This is a genomic window from Salmonella sp. K21076, from assembly GCF_039650795.1.
Taxonomy (GTDB): Bacteria; Pseudomonadota; Gammaproteobacteria; order Enterobacterales; family Enterobacteriaceae; genus Salmonella; species Salmonella enterica.
In genome coordinates this window covers 19,016-37,785 of the sequence record NZ_JBCLYA010000048.1, presented here as the reverse complement: position 1 = coordinate 37,785, position 18,770 = coordinate 19,016, and the positions used below count along the sequence as shown (strand labels likewise).

The window sequence follows — 18,770 nt, the reverse complement described above, 5'->3', positions numbered from 1 at the left end:
CTCAGTACAGCGGCGATGCAGGTAAAAAAAGCTCGGTAAGCAACAGCGGTTTTCCGCTCAACCGCAGTCGAGAGCGGCGCCCCCACAGCGTTGCATCGCGTCCAATTTCAATAAAATCGCGGGTCAGTGTCGATGATGTAAATAGATAACGTCCAAGCGGGGTTTTACCCAGATGTTGTAAGACCTGTTCAGGTCCGCACAGCGTGGATTCCGGTACCACGGTACGTCCGGCAAGCCAGGGCTCGCCGTCAGCGCAAAGCAGTATCTCACGTAACCAGTAGCGGGACTCGGATGGCAGTAAACCTGATGCTTCCTCGACCTCACTTTGGCCGACAAACGCTTCCCGAATCAGCGTCACGCTTACCCGCTTTCCCTGCTGCTCAAAACGTTTAGTCACAGAATCTTCCAGCAACAGCCAGTCCAGCAAATGGGGTTCAAGCGCAGGAATCGCATCAAAATAGCGCAGCGCACGCAGTTGCGTTAACGCAGGGTGTGACATGCCTTACTCTCCGATTCATAACCTAAAGTCATTGTATCTCAGAAAAGACATTACGGGGGGCGCAATCACAATTAAGTGATCTGTTGCGCAACAAAAAAATAACAATTCGCATGAAATGACAAAAAAAGGTGCGCCAGGAGACGCACCAGTTGCTGCAAAATCAGCACTGTGGGGAAACAATTACCCCTTGCCTTTTACACTGCTGATAAAGGTGGAACGGGCAGATGTCGATCCCAGACGTTCGGCCTCATCAAGCAGTTTCAGCGCTTTATCGACGTCGCCTTTCGCTACGGCATCCTTAATCGCTTTATTAAAGTAGCTTTCCGTATCGTTCAACATCGGTTCGCTTTTCTTCGGCGCGACTGGCGCTGGCGCAGCGACCGGCGCGGCGGTATTGCCTACCGTTACCGGCCCGGTACCGGACGAGCCAAACAACGGCCCGACCAATACGCTGGAGCTACTGTTGGTTTTCACCTTCAGTTTCACCACGCCATCAGTGGTATGGCGAGCAACTGGATCGGGAATATCCGGGATAGAGTTACCGACGCCTTTGGCATAGGCTTTTGCCGGATCGAGCAGCGTAGTAGTTTGCTGAAGATCTTTTTCGGTCGTAAACACCAGAACATAGAGTTTCTGCTGCCCCAACGCAGGCGTCAGGCGCATCACGCCTTCCAGCCGATCTGCGCTCATGACGCCCGGCTGCTGATAAGTAAAGTAACTGCTGGGGAAGAACGCCGAAGGCGTCATATTTTGGTCAAGAATCAACACGTTTGGCGCAAAAACGCTGGCTTGCTTATTGACCTCGCTGGTCAGAGTTAATGTCAGCTCGCCGATATTCGCCGGAACGCTATAAGCGGCGACCGGGCCGGTAATGCCGGCGACGTCAAGGCGCTGGCCGCCCGTCGCCAGTTGGGTAGACTGCGTTTTTGACTGATCTACAGGCGTCCAGGTTAATTGCTGTAGCGCAGCAGCAGGAATAGCGGGCGCGGCACTGGTATTTTGCGGTACATAGTTCACTTCCGCCAGGCTGATACCCGGCACGCTGGCGAACAGCCCTGCGGTTAAACAGAGGGCGACGAGACTTTTCTTCATTTTCATTATTCTCACCTCAATAAGGCGGGTTCAGCGGTAGCCAGGCAATAGCGCGCCAACCCAAACATATCGCCGAATGGCGGCTGGCGCCTTATTCGGCTTACAAGCATCATCAGACCTGATGTTTCAGAGGGGCTTGCGCCCCTCGTTACGTCAGATGACCATCGTATTACCACCAGATTTCCATCTGGGCGCCGAAGGTCCACTCATCGCTATCGCCACGGCTGTTGGTGGAAATGCCGGAGTTAGTCGCTGCGGCATAACGGGAAATGTTATCGCCGTCTTTGATATAGCCCCATTTCTCATCCCATTTCGCGTAGGTGGCGAAAATACGGATAGCCGGACGCGACCAGATGCTGTCGCCCGCCTGCCACTGTTGCGCCAGGGTGATTTTATATTGATTGTTACGATCGCCGGTCTGCTGAGATTTCACGTTGTCGTAGCCGACTTCCAGCAGGGTACTCATGATTGGCGTCCACTTGTACATTGGACGTACGCCCACGGTCCACCACTCAGTACCCAGGTTATTATCCCAATCGATATTCTGGTACATACCGACGTACATCAAATCCCATTTATCACCAAGCGAGATGGCGCCATGATCCAAAATACGCCACATATCGCCATTATTATTGATGACCTTATTGGCATAATTAATTTTGGTTCCATCAGGCAATTCTTCAGTGAAAGATGAAGAACCGTCGGAACCGCGCGCCTGGCCTTTACCCTGCGTGGTCATGGCATCGGTGGCATATTGCACGACAAACTTGTTATAGCCTTTCAACATGCTTTGCGTGTGTTCGGCGGTGAACATCCAGCCGTCTTTCGATGCCCCATCAGCCAGCTTATAACCATCGGTCGTATTGGCGCGACCGTAGTCAACGCCCAACTCCAGTACGCCGTCCGGGTTCGTTTGCAGACCAGCCAGACGTACGTCAAAGACGTCGTTAGCGGTATCTTTTACTTCATCATAAATATTCTGGCTGCTGAAGGTGTAAGAGCCGCCCGCTTCAGTAGACCGGGTCGCCGCCAGCGAAAGCTTACCGAAGCCCAGATCGATATTTTCGATACCTGCGCCAGGACCTGAAATATCCCAGTAGTAGAAGTCGATCATGTGTACGTCATGACGCTGATAGAAGCGCTTACCGGCCCAGATGGTAGAGCCCGGCAGCCATTCAATCAGGTTTTTACCCTGCACGTTCGCTTCGCGGAAGGCGGGATCGGTCGATTCCCAGTCGTTCTGCTGGTTAACCGAATAGGCGACGTTGGTGTCGAAATAGAAGCTCTTATCGCCCTCTTTCCACACTTCCTGGCCCAGTTTCAGTTCCGCATAGGTTTCACATTCGTTACCGAGACGGTATTTACTTTGTGCACCGGTCACCTGGAAACATTGTTGTTCGCCGCCGCTTCCCGTCCAGCCAATACCGGAACGGGCGTAACCGTGGAAATCGACAGCCATTGCCTGAGCGGACATTACGCCCGCTGCGACAGCAACCGCCAGAGGGAGTTTGCGCAGAGTAATCATCATTCTATACTCCTGAGATCATTGCTTTTCTTTAAACGCTGCCACCTTCTAAAACTGCGAATGGTTTTGCGTTTCGTTTTTTTATGGAGGCCTTAAACACCCGGCTCTTGATGCAGACGACGACATGCGCTGCCATCCTCGCGGAACAGATGACAGCGCTCTGGCGGCAGGCCGATAGCGAATGTGGCGCCCTCTTCTACCAGCACCACGTCATTCTGGCGATAAACCAGGTTTTGACGGATGGCGGGGATCTGGATATGAATTTGTGTTTCGTGCCCTAACTGCTCGACCACCTGGACTTCACCTTCCAGGGTGACATCGGCGATATCGCTCGGCAGCAGGTGTTCCGGCCGAATGCCTAAAGACATATTGGCGCCGACCTGCACGCCGCGACTTTCGACCGGCAGCCAGATTTGCTGGCGATTCGGCAGTTCGACCTGGACTTGTTCAATTGCGGTGGCGGTCACTTTCACCGGCAGGAAGTTCATCTTCGGCGAGCCGATAAAGCCCGCGACAAAGCGGTCCGCCGGATAGTGGTACAGCTCCAGCGGCTTACCGACCTGCGCGACGCGACCAGCGTCCAGCACCACGATTTTGTCGGCCAGCGTCATCGCCTCGACCTGATCGTGGGTGACGTAAATCATCGTGCGGCCCAGACGTTTATGCAGGCGAGAAATTTCAATGCGCATCTGCACGCGTAGCGCGGCATCCAGGTTAGAGAGCGGTTCATCCAGCAAAAACACACGCGGCTCCGCCACCAGCGTGCGGCCAATCGCTACGCGCTGACGCTGACCGCCGGAAAGCGCTTTTGGCTTACGTTCCAGCAGATGCGCCAGTTGCAGTACTTCCGCCACCTGATTGACGCGTTGATTCATTACCTCTTTTTTGGCGCCCGCCAGCTTGAGGCCGAAAGACATGTTTTCTGCAACGGAGAGATGGGGATAGAGCGCATAAGACTGGAATACCATGCCCACGCCGCGCTCGGCAGGCGGAATATCATTCATACGGGTTTCCCCGATAAACAGGTCGCCACTGGTGATAGTTTCAAGCCCGGCGATCATACGCAGCAAGGTCGATTTACCACAGCCTGACGGTCCGACAAACACCACGAACTCCCCGTCATGGATATCGAGGTTAATATCTTTCGATACCACCACGTCACCCCAGGCTTTCGTTACATTTCGTAGCTGTACGCTCGCCATGCCCTTCTCCCTTCGTTACAACCTGTCATTGACAGCAACATTCATGATGGCCTGACTATGCGCGATCCCTGACTGGGGTAAATCCTCCACCCCCCGGCTTTTTTATGGGGGAGGAGGCGGGAGGATGAGGACACAACGCCTGAGACCACGGGCGCGGACAGAAAAGGAATTTCGTGATGCCGCCCGCAAAAATCGGCGTGTTTTTGTGTGCGCCAGCACGCATTACTCACATTTATGCAACACAGATCACATAAAGCCGGGGTGGGGCGTAGGGGTAGGGAGGATGGAAAGAGGTTGTCGTATAAAGAAACTAGAGACCGTTAAACCACCTCTGTGTACATCACCAAAAAGGATGGGAGATATGAAGATTAAAACTGGCGTAGGCATCCTCGCATTATCCGCACTTACGACGATGATGATTTCCGCCCCGGCTCTCGCCAAAATTGAAGAAGGTAAACTGGTTATCTGGATCAACGGCGACAAGGGCTATAACGGTCTGGCCGAGGTCGGTAAAAAATTTGAGCAAGACACCGGCATTAAAGTGACCGTTGAGCACCCGGATAAGCTGGAAGAGAAATTCCCGCAGGTGGCTGCCACCGGCGACGGTCCTGACATTATCTTCTGGGCGCACGACCGTTTTGGCGGCTACGCGCAGTCTGGTCTGCTGGCGGAGGTTACTCCGGATAAAGCGTTTCAGGACAAACTCTATCCGTTTACCTGGGATGCGGTACGTTATAACGGCAAGCTGATCGCCTACCCCATCGCCGTTGAAGCCCTCTCCCTGATTTATAACAAAGACCTCGTCCCGAACCCGCCGAAAACCTGGGAAGAGATCCCGGCGCTGGATAAAGAGCTAAAAGCGAAAGGGAAGTCGGCGATAATGTTCAACCTGCAAGAGCCGTATTTCACCTGGCCTTTGATCGCCGCTGACGGCGGTTACGCGTTCAAATTTGAAAACGGCAAGTATGACGTGAAAGACGTTGGCGTCGACAACGCCGGCGCGAAAGCAGGTCTGACTTTCCTGATCGATATGATCAAGAACAAAAATATGAGCGCCGATACCGATTACTCCATCGCCGAAGCAGCCTTCAATAAAGGCGAAACGGCAATGACCATCAACGGTCCGTGGGCATGGTCGAACATCGACAAGAGCAAAGTCAACTACGGTGTCACCCTGCTGCCGACCTTCAAAGGTAAACCCTCGAAACCGTTCGTCGGCGTGCTGAGCGCGGGGATTAACGCTGCCAGCCCGAATAAAGAGCTGGCGAAAGAGTTCCTCGAAAACTACCTGCTGACCGATCAGGGTCTGGAGGCGGTGAACAAAGACAAACCGCTGGGCGCCGTGGCGCTGAAATCTTTCCAGGAGCAGTTAGCGAAAGACCCCCGTATCGCCGCCACCATGGATAACGCCCAGAAAGGCGAGATCATGCCGAATATTCCGCAGATGTCCGCCTTCTGGTATGCGGTACGTACGGCTGTGATTAACGCCGCCAGCGGCCGTCAAACCGTGGATGCCGCGCTGAAAGATGCACAAAGCCGTATCACCAAGTAATGCCGCGAGCCTGTGCCGGATGGCGGCATAAATGCCTTATCCGGCCTACAACACACCGTAGGCCTGATAAGCGCAGCGCCATCAGGCACATCTCCGGCCAGGAAGTTTCAACGCTGTAGAGGAAAACCCCCATGGATGTCATTAAAAAGAAACACTGGTGGCAAAGCGACCAGCTTAAATGGTCAGTAATTGGTCTGCTGGGCCTGCTGGTGGGTTACCTTGTAGTTTTAATGTACGTACAAGGGGAGTATCTGTTCGCCATCATGACGCTGATTTTAAGCTCTGCTGGCCTGTATATTTTCGCAAATCGTAAAACCTATGCCTGGCGCTACGTTTACCCTGGCCTCGCCGGCATGGGGCTGTTTGTGCTATTCCCGCTGGTGTGCACCATCGCCATCGCCTTTACTAACTACAGCAGCACCAACCAGCTCACCTTTGAACGCGCCCAGCAAGTGCTGATGGACCGTTCTTATCAGGCGGGAAAAACCTATAACTTCGGTCTTTACCCGGCCGGCGACGAGTGGCAACTGGCCCTCACCGACGGAGAAACGGGCAAACATTACCTGTCTGGCGCATTTTCCTTCGGCGGCGAACAAAAATTACAGCTGAAAGAGACCGATGCCCTGCCGGGCGGCGAACGCGCCAATCTGCGGATAATCACCCAGAACCGTCTGGCGCTGAACCAGATAACCGCCGTCCTGCCGGATGAAAGTAAAGTGGTTATGAGCTCGCTGCGTCAGTTTTCCGGTACCCGTCCGCTGTACACACTGGCTGATGACGGCCTGCTTACCAATAACCAGAGCGGCGTAAAATACCGGCCAAACAACGATAGCGGTTATTATCAGTCGATCAACGCCGACGGAAGCTGGGGTGATGAAAAACTCAGTCCTGGTTATACCGTTACTATCGGCGCGAAAAACTTTACGCGCGTCTTTACCGACGAAGGGATCCAGAAGCCTTTTTTCGCTATCTTCGTCTGGACCGTGGTCTTTTCGGTCCTCACTGTGGTGTTAACCGTGGCGGTTGGGATGGTATTGGCCTGCCTCGTACAGTGGGAAGCGCTGAAAGGTAAAGCTATCTACCGCGTCCTGCTGATTCTGCCCTACGCCGTACCGTCGTTTATTTCAATTTTGATTTTCAAAGGGTTATTCAACCAAAGCTTTGGCGAAATCAATATGATGCTGAGCGCGCTGTTTGGCATTAAACCTGCCTGGTTCAGCGACCCCAACACCGCGCGGGCAATGGTGATTATCGTGAATACCTGGCTGGGCTATCCCTACATGATGATCCTGTGCATGGGACTGCTGAAAGCGATTCCGGATGACCTGTACGAAGCCTCCGCAATGGACGGCGCTGGTCCATTTCAGAATTTCTTTAAAATCACCTTACCGCTGCTGATTAAGCCGCTAACGCCGCTGATGATCGCCAGCTTCGCCTTTAACTTTAATAACTTTGTCCTGATTCAGTTATTGACCAACGGCGGGCCAGACCGTCTCGGCACCACCACGCCTGCCGGTTATACCGATCTGCTCGTCAGCTACACCTACCGTATCGCCTTTGAAGGCGGCGGCGGTCAGGACTTCGGTCTGGCGGCGGCCATTGCCACGCTGATCTTCCTGCTGGTAGGCGCGCTGGCAATAGTGAACCTGAAAGCCACGCGTATGAAGTTTGATTAAGGGAGATAATAACAATGGCTATGGTCCAACCCAAATCTCAGAAACTGCGTCTCTTCATCACGCACCTGGGGCTGCTGATTTTCATCGCGGCGATTATGTTCCCGCTGCTGATGGTCATCGCTATCTCGCTACGTGAAGGGAACTTCGCCACCGGAAGCCTGATCCCGGATAAAATCTCCTGGGAACACTGGCGGCTGGCGCTGGGTTTCAGCGTGGAACATGCGGATGGTCGGGTAACGCCGCCTCCCTTCCCGGTCCTGCTGTGGCTGTGGAACTCGGTGAAAATCGCCGGTATTACCGCCATCGGCATCGTGGCGCTCTCCACCACCTGCGCCTACGCTTTCGCACGAATGCGTTTTCCAGGTAAAGCAACACTGCTCAAAGGGATGCTGATTTTCCAGATGTTTCCGGCGGTTTTGTCTCTGGTGGCGCTGTATGCGTTATTTGACCGCCTGGGACAATACATTCCATTTATCGGTCTGAATACGCATGGCGGCGTGATCTTCGCCTATCTTGGCGGCATCGCGCTGCACGTCTGGACAATTAAAGGCTACTTCGAAACTATCGACAGCTCGCTGGAAGAGGCCGCCGCGCTGGATGGCGCAACCCCGTGGCAGGCATTTCGTCTGGTGCTGCTGCCGCTTTCCGTACCGATTCTGGCGGTGGTGTTTATTCTGTCGTTCATCGCGGCGATTACCGAAGTTCCGGTCGCCTCGTTGTTACTGCGCGATGTGGACAGCTATACGCTGGCCGTGGGTATGCAGCAATATCTCAACCCGCAAAACTATTTGTGGGGCGACTTTGCCGCCGCCGCCGTCCTTTCAGCTATTCCTATCACCCTGGTGTTCCTGTTGGCGCAACGTTGGCTGGTCAACGGCCTGACGGCAGGGGGTGTGAAAGGTTAAGTTTTATCGAAGTACCTGCCCGGCAACGGGCAATGCCACTGCCCTCAAGTTATGTTATCCCCACTTATGGTCGTATTTTGGCGCTCTTCGGAGCGCTTTTTTTATGCGTTATAGACAGCGGCTAATTTATTGCCACGCCATACGTCCGTTACGGTGTGGCGACGCCTATTCTCGCCGTAGTCGGTTCGAATTACATAACCACAACGTGATAACCAACAGGAGGATCGCCGCCGAATAGAGTAATACATCCATTGGCGTTTTATGATCGACAATGATCAGACGCACAATCGCCGTGATCCCAATGTACACGAAATAGCGCAGCGGAAAGTGAAGGCCAGACTTAAAGTACTTCACAATCAGCGCAATAAATTCGAAATAAAGAAAGTAGATCACCAGCCCTTCCACCAGTTCATATTTGCTGGCTTGCTCAGGCGCGAATAATGCGTCCGCCAGATGCACCGTCTCTTTACCGAGAAAAACGACCAGGATCAGACCGAGGGTAAGCAGCCCCAAATTTAGTACGTTTTGTAAAATCGTGGCGATAAACTCAAGACGTGAGCGCGATAATGGCATCATAACAGCCCCCTCTTTCTCTGCGGCGAGGTTTCTGTATAACGCACAAATGTGACGGGCATCTATATTTTTTATTTGTGTTTATATTTTGTTCAATAAGGTAATTTGCCGGATAGCGCCGTGAACGCCTTATCCGGCCTGAGTATTAACGGAAATTTACGCTCCTGTCACTGGTCATATCATACAGGCCAAACTTACGGCCAAGCTGTTGACCACCGTCACGCGTCAGCGGCGTCCAGCCAATTGCCGCACGACTTCGGGTTGGGCCGGACGAGAAGAGATCCAGCGGTACGGAAACATATACGCCTTTGGTAAAATCCCCTTCCCCATATTCATCCGGCGACGCATCGGTAATCGTCGCGTAACCGCCGACAACGACGCCGCTATCGAAGCGTTTGGCGATCTCCAGCGTACCGCCTTTATCGCCCGCCAGATACTGACCAACGCTGGCTTTCACCAGCACATCCTGGGCGAACGACGGCGTCCAGTATGCGGTCAAATGTCCGGTCTTCACGCTGTAATCGGTAAACTTCATCATATCCTGCGCGCTACGCCAGTCACGCTGTTTCACGTAGTTGGCATCCAGACCAAACGCCCAATTGCTGTCTACCGGGCGATACAGGACTTCCGCCCCGGCACCGCCAAACATGGTCTCCAGATAACCGCCATAGACCTGCCCATAGAAACCATTGCCAAAATACTGGAAGTAGTTGGCCTGTAGGTTATTCACATAAACATCATTCTGCACATACTCACGGACATGCGTACGCACCCGCGGCAGATGCGAGTCCTTCGGTGGATTGGTGTAGTTAAATTTGTCGTAGTTGTTGGCGATATTGGCAAACACGCTGCCCGTGGTGAGCAGATGATCCGTGACCCACAGATCCGCAGTTCCCATTACGCCCAACTGATACATATAGAAGTTTTCCGGGCCGCCTACCGACTGATTCAGCACGGGATCAAGATGAAAATCAATGCGCGACTTGTCGATATACCAACCCTGTTCAGTACTCTCTGGCACGATCGGCTCCACGCGTTTTTGCGCCAGCGGAGTTTCATGTCCCAGCGGTTCGCCTTCCAGATGGCGTTTCAGGCTGGCGACATCGGTTTCAGTGGTGACCTGCGGCAGATTAAGGCGGTTTTCCGTCACGCGGATCGTGCGGATCCCCTCCGGCAGATCGTTCATGACGATCCGGTTAGCGCGCACGATCCCCTCACGGGAGTCGCGGTACTTCACCTGTTCACCGGTAACGTATAGCGTATCGCCTTTGACCTGGATTTTCGGGTCCGCCAGACCGGCATTATATTTCAATAACGTTAATTGATTAGCCACTACCGAATGTTGCAGGATGGCATCCTGCGGCTGTGGTCGGTATTGCGGGCGTGAATTGTCATGATACGCGGGACGTAAATCGTTGAAATTGGTGCGCAGCGTAACGCCAAACATAAAGGTGTTGCCGCGCTCGTAGCTGAGGTTAACGTCGGCCCAATCGGTGACGCAGTAAATGGCGCCGACGTTAAACTTGCTCTTCTGTTCCAGTTTCCCCGCAAAATCCTGCTGATAGTTATTGCCTTCATACTCCAGCTTCAGGCGTAGCGGTTGCCACGGGGTCTGGTATTCCACGCCGCCAAACAGCGAAGCCGGGCCGTGAAACATATCGCTACCGTCGACGGAACCGGCCTCTTTATAGCTGTTATCACGCGAACAGAATTTATCACTATACGAACAGAAAGGATTAGACACATTGCCGCTGGTGCCAAGATAGCCCCAGCCGAGACCTAATGAAAAATCAAATGGCCCCCAAGCCTTACTCGCTACAATATATTCCGCATCAAACAGCCCCGTCCCGCCGATATCGCGCGCGCCAACCGCCACCTGCGGCATCCAGTAACTCTCTTCCCACAACCGCAGTTTCACATCAAACGCTTTATCTTTGTAAGTCTGGTCGCCGGAGAATGATTCCACGCTGCTGTACTTTTTCGTACGGACATCGGTATAGCGCAACGTGGTTTCCAGCCACGGGAAAAGCTGAACCGAAGCCGAGTAGTAGCGGTACTGATCGTTATCGCGATAGTTCAGGCTCATCTCCCCTTCACGCGCCATACGCGCTGTCGGCGTTTGCAGCAGGCCCACGCCGCCAAAGTCAGATTGTGAAGGCCCAACAGGGGCTGGATATGTTTCGGCATGGCAGGCCGCGCTAATACCCAGCGCCAGCACGCTGAGCAGATGTGTTTTTTTCATTATTCCGGTATCCGCTGCGTCAGGGTATGAAGAATGTCGGCATTTATCGCCTCCGGCGTGCCGCGCCAAAGGGAATCGGCAAAACCGACAAAAATGATGCTGCCGGGCATCGGCTCGATATGACGTTTATTCCAGTAAGCCACCGGCGCTTTTTGGCTGCGTCCATCAGGGTAAACCACCCAGGCATAGCTACGATCCGCGCCGCTGAGTAAGCGCTGCCCCTCAAGATAACTGGCGACGTCCCGCCCAGGGACGAACGGCTGGCTGCCCGGCTGGCTAATCAAGCCAAAGAGCGTCACCTGCGTGGGTTGCGGCCCGACCCAGAGCGTGTAGTGACCTTGCAGCGGCGGGTTACCTCGTTCGCTCACCCGCACCACGTCAGGATCAAGATTCACGAATTGTCTGCCCGTCACCTTCACCGCCTGAATCTGTCGGCGTAGTGTGTTTATCGCCGCCGCATCGCCATCTTCCTCAGCGCTGAGCGCCGCCAGTCGCCCGAGAAGTTCCTGCTGCTGCTGACGCGCCGTCACGGTCGCCTGTTCTTCGCCTATCACCGCCGCAGGCCACCAGCTCGTTGCCAGGCGCGGCTGTCCGACTAAATCGAGCAGACGCTCAGCGTCTGTCAGCGTTTTAGGCTCGCTATTACCCTGGGTAAAAACGGTAACAGTGCCGCTGGCAAAGGCGGATGACGCGACAAAGGCCAGCGCCAGCGCGCTTATCGTCCTTTTCATCATGATTTTGCCGCCTTAATCAGCGTGGTTTTCACCGGAAAGTAATTCGCGCCCAGATACTGTTCCGTCTGGCGAATTTGGCCTTCGCTATCAACCCAGTAGCGATTACGCCAGCGCGTTTGATCGGTCGTCACTTCTTCATCTAACACCCGCACGGCGGTTTCCTCACTGCCGACGTTCACTCTATCGGTCCCTCGCCATGTAAAAACGGAACGGGCGGTGGCGTAACGCACCTGGCGATGTTCGGTCCAGCCCAGGGTGCGAGTCCAGGTCGCGCCATCGATAATCTGTCCTGGTTTCGCCAGCGGGTCGGTCGCCAGATTATTCACATCGATCAGGTTGTCGCCGCCGAGCAGCGTTTTGACCAGACGGCCATGCTGCGTCACGATCGTCGCGCCATCCTGCGTCACCCATTTCTGCTGCCCGTTTTCCGAGAAAGCGAGCACCACAAACAGTTGAGGACCGCCGTTAAGCTGCATGTACTGGCTGGCATAAGGCATGTTTTGAATATCGTCATCCGTTAGCTGTACGCCTGGCGTACCGAACAAACTGTCCCACAGTGAATCGCCCAGGCCTTTGGTGGTGGCCGAACACGCCTGTAATAGCAGGCAAATCAGGATAAGTGCGAGTCGCTTCACGACGCTTCTCCAGAGGGGCAAAATAACCACACCGGAGTGTGGTTATGGTTAAACGTACCGATACTACTGGGTACTGGTGGTCGTGGTGGTCGTGGTTCCGGTATTGGAACCATCGCCGCCGCCGGTTGCCGCTAACGCGACGCCCACCGCCGAACTTACGGTGCTAACGCTGGTAGCGGAGGAGCTTCCCGCCGATACCGACGTCGCTGCCGACCCTGCCGCTTCACCCACCTGAACGGGGGCTGCCGAGACAGATGTCGCCGCAAGCGCGGTTATGGCAAAAATGCCATACAGTACTTTTTTCATCATAATTTCCCTTCATTGAATGAATGGAGATTTACCCAAAAGAATTTCGGGCGCTACCGAGTATACACAACCAAAGCAGGCGGATTATGTCCGGGAGAAATAACAGCGAGGTTTTAGGATAATTAAACTTTAAAGAAGTAACGCCTATATTATTTAATTAAAAAACAAATAAAATAAATAAGTTAAAATTAAACTAAAAGACATCAGCATCCGTATAATCTGAAAATAACGCAGAGTGATTTTCTGGTTATTGCTTATTTTAGGATTAAGCTCAATATAAAATTGTGGGGATAAAGACGGACAAGCGGAATTATCTTATAAAAAAAGCCGATGTGAATATCGGCCTTTTTATTATCTTATTCTCTTTTTGCCGGATGGCGGCGAAACGCCTTATCCGGCCTACAGACGCTATGCATTACGTAGACCGGATAAGCGCAGCGCCATCAGGCGCGCCAGGCTTTATAACGGTTAATCAGACCGTTAGTAGAGCTATCATGGGACGAAATAGCTTTATCATCGCCCAGCTCCGGCAGAATACGGTTAGCCAACTGTTTACCCAACTCAACGCCCCACTGGTCGAAAGTAAAGATGTTCAGGATGACGCCCTGCGTAAAGATTTTATGCTCATACAACGCAATCAGCGCGCCCAGGCTGAACGGCGTAATTTCGCGCAGCAGTATAGAGTTGGTCGGGCGGTTGCCTTCAAACACTTTGAATGGCACAACGTGTTCAAGCTGCGCCGGATCTTTACCCTGATCGCGATATTCCTGCTCAACCACCTCGCGGGATTTACCAAACGCCAGCGCTTCGGTCTGCGCGAAGAAGTTAGACAGCAGCTTCTGATGATGATCGGATAGCGGGTTATGGGTGATAGCCGGGGCGATAAAGTCACACGGCACCATTTTAGTACCCTGGTGAATCAATTGATAAAACGCGTGCTGACCGTTGGTGCCTGGTTCGCCCCAGATAATTGGGCCTGTCTGGTAATCCACGGCGTTGCCGTTACGGTCAACGTATTTACCGTTGGATTCCATGTTGCCCTGCTGGAAGTAGGCGGCGAAACGGTGCATATACTGGTCGTACGGCAGAATGGCTTCGGTTTCCGCGCCGAAGAAATTGTTGTACCAGATGCCAATCAACGCCAGCAGAATGGGTAGGTTTTTCTCCGCCGGAGTGGTGGAGAAATGCTTGTCCATCGCGTGCGCGCCGGAAAGCAGCTCGACAAAGTTGTCGAAACCGACGGACAGAATAATGGACAGTCCGATGGCAGACCACAGCGAGTAACGACCGCCGACCCAGTCCCAGAACTCGAACATATTGGCCGTGTCGATACCAAATTCGCCGACCGCTTTGGCGTTGGTGGAGAGCGCAGCAAAGTGTTTCGCCACGTGTTTTTCATCGCCTGCACTTTTCAGGAACCAGTCGCGCGCGCTGTGGGCGTTGGTCATGGTTTCCTGCGTGGTGAAGGTTTTCGACGCCACCAGGAACAGAGTCGTTTCCGGGTTCACTTTTTTCAGCACTTCAGCGATGTGGGTACCATCAACGTTAGAGACGAAGTGCATAGTCAGATGATTTTTATACGGACGCAGCGCTTCGGTCACCATGAACGGGCCGAGGTCGGAACCGCCGATACCGATGTTCACCACGTCGGTGATGGCCTTACCGGTGTAGCCTTTCCACTGACCGGAGATAATCGCTTGCGAGAAAGTTTTCATTTTCTCAAGCACGGCGTTCACTTCCGGCATCACATCTTTGCCGTCCACAATGATCGGCGTATTGCTACGGTTACGCAGCGCCACGTGCAGCACGGCGCGGTCTTCGGTGCGGTTGATCTTCTCGCCGGAGAACATGGATTTAATCGCGCCGGCCAGATCGGTCTCTTTCGCCAGATCCTGTAATTTTGCCAGCGTCTCTTCGGTGATGCGGTTTTTGGAGAAGTCCACCAGCATCAGATCGTCAAACGTCGCGGAAAATTTAGCGAAACGGTCGCTATCGTTCGCGAAAAGCTCAGCGATCGTAACGTCTTTCATTTCGTCGTAGTGTTTCTGGAGCGCCTGCCAGGCAGAAGTCTGCGTTGGATTGATGTTTTTCATTAGCAATACTCTTCTGATTTGAGAATTGTGACTGGGATCGATTGTAACGCCAGTCACAGAAAAGTGTGATTGTTTTAGTGCCGTTGCCCCAGGCACTGTCGAATGAGGATAAAAAGTATATACCCTAAATAATTCGAGGTGCAGAAAGGCGGCAAGTGGGTGAGTCGCCGGGCGCATAGATAAGCCAACATTCCTACAAACGGGTATCGGGGTTATAAGCGCTGTTACTGAGCCTAAACTCAGCATAAAAAATCCGCATAATCCCAACGTTGACAGTCCAGTCCACAACTTTTATTTATAAATACGTTACTTGCATTTGCGCCTGCACCGGTTTCTGTTCTGCCTTTGTGCCATGGTCGCGTTTTTCATTTCCTGACACGAGGTTGATATGACAGAGATCGTTGTTTCCAAATTTGGCGGTACCAGCGTCGCTGATTTTGACGCCATGAACCGTAGCGCGGATATCGTACTTTCCGACGCCAATGTTCGTTTAGTCGTGCTTTCCGCGTCTGCCGGCATCACTAATCTGCTGGTGGCGCTGGCCGAAGGGATGGAGCCCGGCGAACGTTTCGCTACGCTCGACGCCATCCGTAAAATCCAGTTCGATATCCTTGATCGTCTGCGTCATCCGAATGTCATTCGCGAAGAGATTGAACGCCTGCTGGAAAACATCACTATTCTGGCGGAGGCGGCATCGCTGGCGACATCGGCAGCCCTGACCGATGAACTGGTCAGCCACGGCGAGCTAATGTCTACCCTGCTATTTGTTGAGATCCTGCGTGAACGCGACGTACAGGCCCACTGGTTCGACGTGCGCAAAGTGATGCGTACCAGCGATCGCTTTGGTCGTGCGGAACCGGACGTCGCAGCGCTTGCGGAACTGGCCGCGCAGCAGTTGCTCCCGCGCCTGAGCGAAACGTTGGTCATTACTCAGGGCTTTATCGGCAGTGAAAGCAAAGGCCGCACCACGACATTAGGCCGCGGCGGCAGCGACTATACGGCAGCGTTGCTGGCTGAAGCGCTCCACGCCGCGCGGGTTGATATCTGGACAGATGTGCCCGGTATTTACACCACCGACCCGCGCGTAGTGCCCGTCGCGCAGCGAATTGATGAAATCGACTTTGAAGAAGCGGCGGAGATGGCAACCTTCGGCGCAAAAGTACTGCATCCAGCCACCTTACTCCCGGCCGTGCGCAGCGATATCCCGGTCTTCGTTGGCTCCAGTAAAGATCCGCAAGCGGGCGGTACGCTGGTGTGCAATAAAACCCAAAACCCGCCGCTGTTCCGCGCGCTGGCGCTGCGCCGCAATCAAACGCTATTGACGCTGCACAGCCTGAATATGCTGCACTCACGAGGTTTCCTGGCAGAGGTGTTCGGCATTCTGGCGCGGCATAATATTTCGGTAGATCTGATTACCACTTCGGAGGTGAGCGTCGCGCTGACGCTGGATACTACCGGCTCCACCTCCACGGGCGATACGTTACTGACCCAATCCTTATTGATGGAGCTTTCCGCGCTGTGTCGGGTCGAAGTTGAAGAAGGACTGGCGCTGGTCGCGCTGATTGGCAACAACCTGTCAAAAGCCTGCGGTGTTGGTAAAGAAGTGTTTGGCGTCCTGGAACCGTTCAACATTCGCATGATTTGTTACGGCGCCTCCAGCCACAATCTGTGCTTCCTCGTGCCGGGAGACGATGCCGAGAAAGTGGTGCAAAAGCTACATCAGAACTTATTTGAATAATCGCCCTGACACGACAGCGGGTGAGCGCTATCAGGCAATACGCTGCCGGATGGCGACGCAAGCGCCTTATCCGGCGGTTCCCACGTCAGGCACTGCCGGCGGAATACTGCTCCAGAAAGCCAATTACAGAAGGCAGGAATCTGTACACCCTGCTCGTCCCATCAATATGGGCAGCTTTCCCCTATTTATGCCCTCCTCATTTTGAACCTCGTCACAAAACCACGCAAAACAACACAAAACAAAAACATAAATTTATCATTATATTTTAATAACTTACCTTTAAAAATTGAGATCGTTTGGTATAAAAGCACTTTTTCATTGTTGCTTTATTTTGTTTTAGTTGGAATTATGATTGCACTACAACACAGATAACCCCCTTACCCTATTTGAGGCCGCTATGAAAAAATTGCGATTATTGGAAGCAGTGGAGGCAACCTCTACAACCTGGGTGGCGCCGAGCCAGAGAAGTTACTCCAGGAGATTTATCAGCAGTGTGAGGCTGCGGGCGTGAATGTGGCCGCCGTACAATTTATCGCGGCAGAGGCCTCGATGGACGTCGCCAAACCGGACACCCCGGCATCGGTTTATGCATTAACCACAGAAAACCAACAAAAACCACAGCGCATATTTCAGGGTAAGCTTTCGGAGGTAAACACCTCGGTAGTAGAAAGCGATCGCCAAATCGCTGAGATGATCCGCCGCGGTGAGATCGATGGGATCGTGGTAATGAGCGCCGATCCGGTAAAGGCGAACCAAGCCGTTTTTGCCGCCGCCGTTGAGATGAAAACACCGATTGTCGGCACCGGGGGAACCTCCATGGCGCTGGTGGCGGCAAAGGGGGCGAATGTGGTCGCGACCTCCGGAACAACCGGCACCACCAGCCGTACCCGCGCCGTCTCCTTCGTGGCGTCACTATGTAAACATTGGGGTATCAAGTACAAACCACAGTTGGGTAGCGCTTCGCCCTCGCAGAGCGGTTCCGGAAAAAGCCTGCTCAAACGTTTTAACATTCGTAGCATCATGATCCCTGCGCTACCAGGCTTTATCGCCATGGCGATTGTACTCGCCCTGAGCCACATACCAGGACTGGAAAAACTTAACGATATCTTTGAAATATTACTAAAAGGTCTGCCAGTGTTAGTCGCGGTACTGGCGGCAAAACAGATTTCCGAACTGGATGAAGTTTCAATTGTGGCTGGGGTCGTCGCTGGCGTGCTTTCCGTAGAGGGCGGACTGATCGGCGGCATTATCGGCGGTGTAATGGCGGGGATTTTCGTCCGTTGGCTGTTCGAGCTGTGCCTGAACTGGCGCTTCCCAATGACTACCGTCAACATCGTCGCCGGTGGGATATCGGGCCTTGCCGCTGGGTTAATCATGCACTATCTGCTGAGTCCGCTGGCGCTATCTGCGGGTAATTACATCAAACTGGCTATCGAAAGCACGCTGGCATTCAGCCCAATTCTTGCCGGGCTGCTGGCTGGTCTGGTTATCTGGCCTGCCATTCTCGGCGGCGTCTATCACGCGGTGATCCTGCCGTTGGTACTGCTGGAGATGGAAAAATCCGGCGTCAGCTTCCTCGGCGCGGTCGATATGGTCGGTCTGGTGATGGTGGCCGCAGGTATTAACCTTGCCAATGTGATCGCCCCGCGTGAAAAAAGCGAAGCTGCCGTTGCTACGCCGGGCCTGCTCATTAACCTGGGTTTTGGCACCTTTGTTGAATCCGCCTATCCCTTCATGTTCGCCAACAAAATTGTTTTTGGCTCCGCCATTTTTTGGGCCGGAATGGGCGGCATGATGCTGGGCTTTTTTAACGTCAAAGGCGTGGCCTATGTTCCGGCTTTCGCCTCACCGTTCTTATCCAGCAATGCGCTCCAGATGGCCATCGTAATGATTGCCACAATGGCGATGACCTGCCTTACCACCATTATTGCTAACCGTTTCAAACCTGTCGTACAGAGCGAATCAACAACGACAGCCGTTAATTAATGCACCAACACC

At 53.5% G+C, this 18,770-nt stretch carries 15 protein-coding genes; 5 read left to right on the top strand and 10 right to left on the bottom strand.

All coding sequences use genetic code 11. The annotated features are described in order from the left end of the window. Nucleotide 1: 1 nt before the first annotated feature. From ubiC to malK, 4 genes are all read right to left on the bottom strand, one after another. On the bottom strand, nt 2-499 hold the full coding sequence (gene ubiC / locus AAYN39_RS16900; protein ID WP_000019220.1) for a chorismate lyase: 498 nt from the start codon (nt 497-499) through the stop codon (nt 2-4). A 180-nt stretch (nt 500-679) separates the two neighbouring features. Continuing rightward, nucleotides 680-1,597, bottom strand: a complete 918-nt coding sequence (gene malM / locus AAYN39_RS16895; protein WP_000782497.1) for a maltose operon protein MalM — start codon at nt 1,595-1,597, stop codon at nt 680-682. A gap of 163 nt (nt 1,598-1,760) precedes the next feature. Then, on the bottom strand, nt 1,761-3,119 hold the full coding sequence (locus tag AAYN39_RS16890) for a maltoporin (RefSeq protein WP_000973678.1): 1,359 nt from the start codon (nt 3,117-3,119) through the stop codon (nt 1,761-1,763). An 89-nt stretch (nt 3,120-3,208) separates the two neighbouring features. Then, entirely contained in the window at nt 3,209-4,318 is a 1,110-nt protein-coding gene (gene malK / locus AAYN39_RS16885) for a maltose/maltodextrin ABC transporter ATP-binding protein MalK (protein WP_000179176.1), read from the bottom strand. Nucleotides 4,319-4,679: 361 nt separating this feature from the next. On the opposite strand from malK, the gene malE reads away from it, so the two are divergent. The 3 genes from malE (at nt 4,680) to malG (ending at nt 8,451) form a co-directional block, all read left to right on the top strand. Continuing rightward, entirely contained in the window at nt 4,680-5,870 is a 1,191-nt protein-coding gene (gene malE, locus AAYN39_RS16880; protein WP_000695415.1) for a maltose/maltodextrin ABC transporter substrate-binding protein MalE, read from the top strand. Nucleotides 5,871-6,001: 131 nt separating this feature from the next. Beyond that, nucleotides 6,002-7,546: a maltose ABC transporter permease MalF gene (gene malF / locus AAYN39_RS16875; RefSeq protein WP_000382568.1), complete on the top strand. Its 1,545-nt coding sequence runs from the start codon at nt 6,002-6,004 to the stop codon at nt 7,544-7,546. A gap of 14 nt (nt 7,547-7,560) precedes the next feature. After that, nucleotides 7,561-8,451, top strand: coding sequence for a maltose ABC transporter permease MalG (malG, locus tag AAYN39_RS16870; protein WP_001252081.1), 891 nt, complete (start codon nt 7,561-7,563; stop codon nt 8,449-8,451). Between the two features lie 165 nt (nt 8,452-8,616). Here the strand turns inward: malG and psiE are convergent, their stop codons facing one another. The 6 genes from psiE to pgi all read right to left on the bottom strand — a co-directional run bounded on the left by psiE (nt 8,617) and on the right by pgi (nt 15,034). Further along, on the bottom strand, nt 8,617-9,027 hold the full coding sequence (gene psiE, locus AAYN39_RS16865; RefSeq protein WP_000982749.1) for a phosphate-starvation-inducible protein PsiE: 411 nt from the start codon (nt 9,025-9,027) through the stop codon (nt 8,617-8,619). Nucleotides 9,028-9,169: 142 nt separating this feature from the next. Beyond that, entirely contained in the window at nt 9,170-11,266 is a 2,097-nt protein-coding gene (locus AAYN39_RS16860) for a YjbH domain-containing protein (RefSeq protein WP_000750797.1), read from the bottom strand. Further along, a complete protein-coding gene (locus AAYN39_RS16855; RefSeq protein WP_000977977.1) occupies nt 11,266-12,000 on the bottom strand; it encodes a capsule biosynthesis GfcC family protein in 735 nt (244 codons plus the stop codon). The genes AAYN39_RS16860 and AAYN39_RS16855 overlap by 1 nt, the downstream gene beginning before the upstream one ends. Continuing rightward, nucleotides 11,997-12,635, bottom strand: a complete 639-nt coding sequence (locus AAYN39_RS16850; RefSeq protein ID WP_000824800.1) for a YjbF family lipoprotein — start codon at nt 12,633-12,635, stop codon at nt 11,997-11,999. The genes AAYN39_RS16855 and AAYN39_RS16850 overlap by 4 nt, the downstream gene beginning before the upstream one ends. Before the next feature lie 63 nt (nt 12,636-12,698). Continuing rightward, nucleotides 12,699-12,941 carry an exopolysaccharide production protein YjbE gene (yjbE, locus tag AAYN39_RS16845; protein WP_001541297.1) on the bottom strand — a complete coding sequence of 81 codons (243 nt, stop codon included), beginning with the start codon at nt 12,939-12,941 and terminating at the stop codon, nt 12,699-12,701. Between the two features lie 443 nt (nt 12,942-13,384). After that, nucleotides 13,385-15,034 carry a glucose-6-phosphate isomerase gene (pgi, locus tag AAYN39_RS16840; protein ID WP_000790033.1) on the bottom strand — a complete coding sequence of 550 codons (1,650 nt, stop codon included), beginning with the start codon at nt 15,032-15,034 and terminating at the stop codon, nt 13,385-13,387. A gap of 388 nt (nt 15,035-15,422) precedes the next feature. On the opposite strand from pgi, the gene lysC reads away from it, so the two are divergent. After that, the gene (gene lysC / locus AAYN39_RS16835) at nt 15,423-16,772 is read left to right on the top strand and encodes a lysine-sensitive aspartokinase 3 (protein ID WP_000136394.1); all 1,350 of its coding nucleotides are present in this window, start codon (nt 15,423-15,425) and stop codon (nt 16,770-16,772) included. A gap of 507 nt (nt 16,773-17,279) precedes the next feature. Next, on the top strand, nt 17,280-18,758 hold the full coding sequence (locus AAYN39_RS16830) for a PTS sugar transporter (protein ID WP_001099738.1): 1,479 nt from the start codon (nt 17,280-17,282) through the stop codon (nt 18,756-18,758). Nucleotides 18,759-18,770 lie beyond the last annotated feature (12 nt).

What these genes read in the sequence shown, in the direction of transcription:
- pgi (WP_000790033.1), bottom strand. Translation starts at nt 15,034, where the DNA reads ATGAAAAACATCAATCCAACGCAGACTTCTGCCTGGCAGGCGCTCCAG.
- malF (WP_000382568.1), top strand. Translation starts at nt 6,002, where the DNA reads ATGGATGTCATTAAAAAGAAACACTGGTGGCAAAGCGACCAGCTTAAA.
- ubiC (WP_000019220.1), bottom strand. Translation starts at nt 499, where the DNA reads ATGTCACACCCTGCGTTAACGCAACTGCGTGCGCTGCGCTATTTTGAT.
- malG (WP_001252081.1), top strand. Translation starts at nt 7,561, where the DNA reads ATGGCTATGGTCCAACCCAAATCTCAGAAACTGCGTCTCTTCATCACG.
- lysC (WP_000136394.1), top strand. Translation starts at nt 15,423, where the DNA reads ATGACAGAGATCGTTGTTTCCAAATTTGGCGGTACCAGCGTCGCTGAT.
- AAYN39_RS16890 (WP_000973678.1), bottom strand. Translation starts at nt 3,119, where the DNA reads ATGATGATTACTCTGCGCAAACTCCCTCTGGCGGTTGCTGTCGCAGCG.
- psiE (WP_000982749.1), bottom strand. Translation starts at nt 9,027, where the DNA reads ATGATGCCATTATCGCGCTCACGTCTTGAGTTTATCGCCACGATTTTA.
- yjbE (WP_001541297.1), bottom strand. Translation starts at nt 12,941, where the DNA reads ATGAAAAAAGTACTGTATGGCATTTTTGCCATAACCGCGCTTGCGGCG.
- malM (WP_000782497.1), bottom strand. Translation starts at nt 1,597, where the DNA reads ATGAAAATGAAGAAAAGTCTCGTCGCCCTCTGTTTAACCGCAGGGCTG.
- malK (WP_000179176.1), bottom strand. Translation starts at nt 4,318, where the DNA reads ATGGCGAGCGTACAGCTACGAAATGTAACGAAAGCCTGGGGTGACGTG.
- AAYN39_RS16860 (WP_000750797.1), bottom strand. Translation starts at nt 11,266, where the DNA reads ATGAAAAAAACACATCTGCTCAGCGTGCTGGCGCTGGGTATTAGCGCG.
- AAYN39_RS16855 (WP_000977977.1), bottom strand. Translation starts at nt 12,000, where the DNA reads ATGATGAAAAGGACGATAAGCGCGCTGGCGCTGGCCTTTGTCGCGTCA.
- malE (WP_000695415.1), top strand. Translation starts at nt 4,680, where the DNA reads ATGAAGATTAAAACTGGCGTAGGCATCCTCGCATTATCCGCACTTACG.